Source organism: Flavobacterium beibuense F44-8 (assembly GCF_000769915.1).
GTDB classification, from domain to species: Bacteria; Bacteroidota; Bacteroidia; order Flavobacteriales; family Flavobacteriaceae; genus Flavobacterium; species Flavobacterium beibuense.
The window spans coordinates 1-5,372 of sequence record NZ_JRLV01000028.1 but is presented as its reverse complement, the minus strand read 5'-3'; the positions used below and the strand labels follow the sequence as shown (position 1 = coordinate 5,372).

Annotated in this window: 2 protein-coding genes; both read left to right on the top strand. The window is 44.3% G+C overall.

The genetic code is table 11. The annotated features are described in order from the left end of the window. Positions 1-2,208 (top strand): immunoglobulin domain-containing protein (locus Q763_RS17985; RefSeq protein WP_449528482.1); only part of this gene is annotated, 2,208 nt, incomplete at its 5' end. A gap of 66 nt (positions 2,209-2,274) precedes the next feature. Next, positions 2,275-5,372: Ig-like domain-containing protein (locus Q763_RS17615; protein WP_449528481.1), on the top strand; the 3,098-nt coding region annotated here is incomplete at its 3' end.

The following is a 5,372-nucleotide window of genomic DNA, read 5'->3' as shown; positions in this document are numbered from 1 at the left end:
GCTACTCAAAACTTCTGTTCTCAGGACAGCCCAACAGTGGGTGATCTTGTAACGGTTGAGGGTAGTACAACCTGGTACAATCAGGCAAGTGGCGGTACGGCTTATACGGGTACCGACGCCCTTAGTGACGGAACAATTTATTACGGAGAAATAACTGCAAACGGTTGTGTGAGTACTTCAAGGTTTGCAGTAACAGCTAATGTGGGTAACATACCAGCCCCAACGGGAGATGCCGCTCAGGCATTTTGTACTATAGATAGCCCTACAGTGGCAGATATTGTAGTAAATGAGGCAGGTGTTGTATGGTATGATCAGGCAAGTGGCGGTACAGCGTATAATGGTACTGATGCCTTGGTTAACGGTGAAACCTATTACGGTTCTATCGAATCAGGTACCTGTGTTAGTACGAGTCGACTGGAAGTTACGGTAACGTTAAACACAACGGCTTCGCCTACAACATCAAACATTACTCAGGATTTTTGTTCTCAGGATACTCCTACAATAGCCGATTTGTCGACTAACGAAGGTAGTGTTACCTGGTACAATCAGGCAAGTGGCGGTACAGCTTATAACGGTACTGATGCTTTAACTAACGGAACTACATATTACGGAGAAATTACCCTAAACGGCTGTCCTAGTACCACAAGGTTGGCCGTGGTGGTTAATGTATATACTACAGCAGCACCAACGGGAGATACTGCTCAAAACTTCTGTTCTCAGGACAGTCCTACAGTAGGTGACCTTGTAACGGTTGAAGGCAGTACAACCTGGTACAATCAGGCAAGTGGTGGTACAGCTTATGCGGGTACTGATGCCCTTAGTGACGGAACTACATATTACGGAGAGATAACTGCAAACGGCTGTGTGAGTACGTCAAGGCTTGCGGTTACGGCTAATGTATATACTACAGCAGCTCCAACGGGAGATGCTACTCAAAACTTCTGTTCACAGGACAGCCCAACAGTGGGTGATCTTGTAACGGTTGAGGGTAGTACAACATGGTATAATCAGGCAAGTGGCGGTACAGCTTATGCGGGTACTGATGCGCTTAGCGATGGCACTACTTATTACGGAGAAATAACCGCAAACGGTTGTGTGAGTACATCAAGGCTTGCTGTTGCAGTGAATGTATACAGTACGGCAGCTCCAACGGGTAGTGCGTCACAATCTTTCTGCGGATATGACTCACCTACAGTAGCCAGTTTATCGGCTAACGAAAGTAATGTTACCTGGTACAATCAGGCAAGTGGCGGTACTGCTTATACAAGTACAGATGCGCTTGTAACCAGCACTACTTATTATGGAGAGATAACCGAAAATGGCTGTGTGAGTACATCACGTTTTGCTGTAGCGGTAACCTTAACCTCAAACTGTGATATTACACTTAATATAAAAATGATGCTTCACGGTGCATTATCGGGTACTTCAGACGGACTTATGCGCGACGATTTAAGAACAGGAGGACATATTCCTGAAGAACAGCCTTACAGCAGTACTCTTAACGCAAGGTTTACTCACGTGAACAATACCGGAGATGAAACTACAAACTCTACTGTTCTTAATGCGAATGACGGAACAGGCGACGCGGTGGTAGACTGGGTATTTATTGAAATAAGAAACCCGTTAGATGATACAGAGGTCATTAAAACAATGTCGGCACTGGTACAAAGAGACGGTGATGTGGTAGATGCTGCCACAGGCGGAGCTTTAAGAATTAGTTCAGTACCGGAAACATTTTATGTGGCGGTAAAACACCGCAATCATTTTGGAGCTATGACAGCAAACACTATAACAGCTTCAATGGGACTGGCTGCAATAGATTTTACCTCTCTTAGTGATGCCAATACCTATCATTTATCAACCAGCCCTGATAATGTGGCAATGTATGATGTGGATATGACTGGCTATACAGGTAAGGCACTATTTGCAGGAAATGCAAACTACGATAACAAGATTAAGTATGACGGAGTAAATAACGACAGGCAAACAATGGGAAGCCAGGTGCTTTCTGACTCCGGGAATACAGGGCAGGTATTGAACTTCAATGCAGAAGGTTATCTGTCGGGAGATATAAACATGGACGGTACGGTTAAGTATGATGGTGCCGGAAATGAAAGACAGGTAATGCAAAATTCAGTATTAACATACCCGCTAAATACAGGAAATTTAAATAACTATAATAACATGATAGAGCAGATCCCCCAATAAAGTGGAATACCGGGAGAGGAATTCCACTTTACGCACAAACTATTTCTAATTATATACCAATTGCATATGAGAAGTTTTCTACTTAAAATATTATTGCTCGGAGGAATATTGTTTTCCACACAATATTTGCATTCGCAGCAAATAGATCTTACCCTTAAATATGTTTCGGCAACGAACATGTATGAAGTGTATGCCCGCCCTGATTTTACTCAGGCCAATTTCTTCCTCGCGGGTGGTAGCCAGATAACGGTAGTAGTTCCTGCTGCAGTTAGTGACGGCGCACTTTCAATCACAACTGTAGACGGAGGACCGTGGTCAGACAACTCGCAGGTGTATGCTCCCGGAGCAGACTCTGCCAGTGATTACCATGGTGTAGCCACAAACGGTTCTACCGTAGATCTTGTGGCTAATAACGAATTGCTGCTTTTCAGGTTTACATTAGCTATGGGCTGTGTAAACGATGTTAGGCTGTATAACAACTCGTTAGATCCGGGTCCGTCTGATACCGGAATGAATGGTGCCGATTTCGGTAACTATGTAGGTAATGTTTTTGACCTTCAGGACTACTATGGTGTAAACTACAATAATTCAGGTACATCGTGTGGAATAGTAGATAATGATGGTGACGGGGTAGCGGAAGGAACCGACCCCGATGATAATGATCCTTGTGTGCCTAATGCCAATTTTGCTACCTGTGATCAGGATGGTGACGGACTTAACAATTCTGAAGAGGCACTTATAGGTACAGATCCAACCCTTCCCGATACCGATGGTGATGGGATAAACGACGGTGATGAGGTAACAGGAGGTAGTAACCCCTTAGATCCTTGTAGCCCTGTGCCAACAGGAGGTTGTCCAACAGATGCCGATGGTGACGGTTCTCCTTTTGGAACTGATCCCGATGATACAAACCCTTGTGTACCCGATTCATCTGCCGGAGTCTGTGATCAGGACGGTGATAATCTTAATAATACTCAGGAAACAGTATACGGAACAGATCCAACTAATCCCGATACGGATGGTGATGGTATAAATGATGGTAGCGAGGTAACAAACGGTACCGATCCGCTGGATCCATGTAGCCCTAACCTTAACAGTCCGTTATGTGACAGGGATGGCGACGGTCTTACCAATGAAGAGGAAGCCCTTTTAGGAACTAATCCTACTCTGGCAGATACTGATGGTGACGGTATTACCGATGGTGATGAGGTTACAGGCGGATCCGATCCGTTAAATCCTTGTGACCCTAGTATGGCTGCGGGACCTTGTGATCAGGATAGTGACGGACTAACAAATTCTCAGGAAGCTTCAATAGGAACAAGCCCTACAAATCCGGATAGTGACGGTGACGGTATTAATGACGGTGATGAGGTTACAGGAGGCAGTAATCCTCTAAATCCTTGTGATCCTAACCCCACAAGTCCGGCTTGTACGGTAGACCCTTCAATAGATTTTACAGTAAGATTTGACCCTTCAACCTGTACTTACGAAGTATATGCTATGCCTAATTTCTCGGCAAGTGATTTCTTTGTGGCAGCAGGTAGCCAGATAGCCGTTGTTTTACCGGCTTCTGTAGACGATGAGGTTTTAGTGATAACTTCGGTTAACGGAGGTGTATGGCTGGATGCTTCTCAGGTTTATGCCCCGGCAGCAGATTCTGCAAACGATTATCACGCTATCGCTACAGATGGTTCGGCTTTCGACTTTGTAGCCGGAGATGAACTGTTGCTATTCACATTCGTACTGCCAAACAGTACCTGTTGTGCCGATGGTATAAGGTTATTTAATAACGATACCGATCCGCAGTCAACCGATCCGGGTATGGCAAGCGGTGACTTTAATAACTACTTTGCTGATGTTTTCATATTAGACGATTACTACAATGATAATTATGATAACACAGGTACAATATGTGATCCTTGTTTAATAAATCCGGTAGCTACACCTACAACAAATAATGCAACTCAGGATTTCTGTGTGGTGGATGCACCAACTCTTGCCGATATTCAGGTTAATGAATTAAATATCAGATGGTATGATGCCGCAATAGGAGGTGTACTGCTTGCAGATACAACCCCTCTTGTAGACGGAGGAGTATATTATGCAGCCCAGTTTGAAACGGTTAACAATTGTGAAAGTGCAGATAGGCTGGAGATTACTGTAAATGTAAACGATGCTGCTACACCAACTACAACAAATGCCACTCAGGACTTCTGTGTGGTAGATGCACCAACAGTAACCGATATTCAGGTAAATGAAACCGGAGTAGTTTGGTATGATGCTGCAACAGGAGGTACTGCATTTGCAGATACTGATTTACTGGTAGACGGATCTGTTTACTATGCAGCACTGGTAGATGCAGTAACAGGTTGTGAAAGCTCGGTTAGATTAGCTGTTACAGTAAATGTAAACGATGCGCCAACACCAACTACTACAAATGCTACTCAAAACTTCTGTCAGGTAGATATGCCGACAGTAGCCGATATTCAGGTGAATGAGGCAGGGGTGACTTGGTATAATGCTGCGAACGGAGGAGCTGTTATAGCGAATACCGAAGCCTTAGTGAGCGGTATGTACTATGCAAGTTTAACCGATGCAGTTAGTGGTTGTGAGAGCTCAGTAAGGTTATCGGTAACAGTAAATGTAAATGATGCTGCTACGCCAACTACCACAAACGCTACTCAGGACTTCTGTCAGGTTGATATGCCAACAATCGCCGATATTCAGGTGAATGAGGCAGGAGTAACCTGGTATGACACTGCAACAGGAGATAACATGCTTGCTGCTACAACAGCTCTTACTGACGGAAGCGTTTACTATGCAAGTTTAACCGATGCGGTAAGTGGTTGTGAAAGCTCGGTACGATTAGCCGTTACAGTAAATGTAAACGATGCACCTACCCCTACTACAGCAAATGCTACTCAAAACTTCTGTGAAGCAGATATGCCAACAGTAGCCGATATTCAGGTTAATGAGGCAGGAGTAGTATGGTATGATGCTGCAACAGGCGGTAACGTAATAGCAAATACCGAAGCCTTAGTAAGCGGTATGTACTATGCAAGTTTAACCGATGCAGTAAGTGGATGTGAAAGTTCGGTACGATTGGTAGTAACAGTAAATGTGAATGATGCTGCTACACCAACTACAAATAATATAAACCAAAG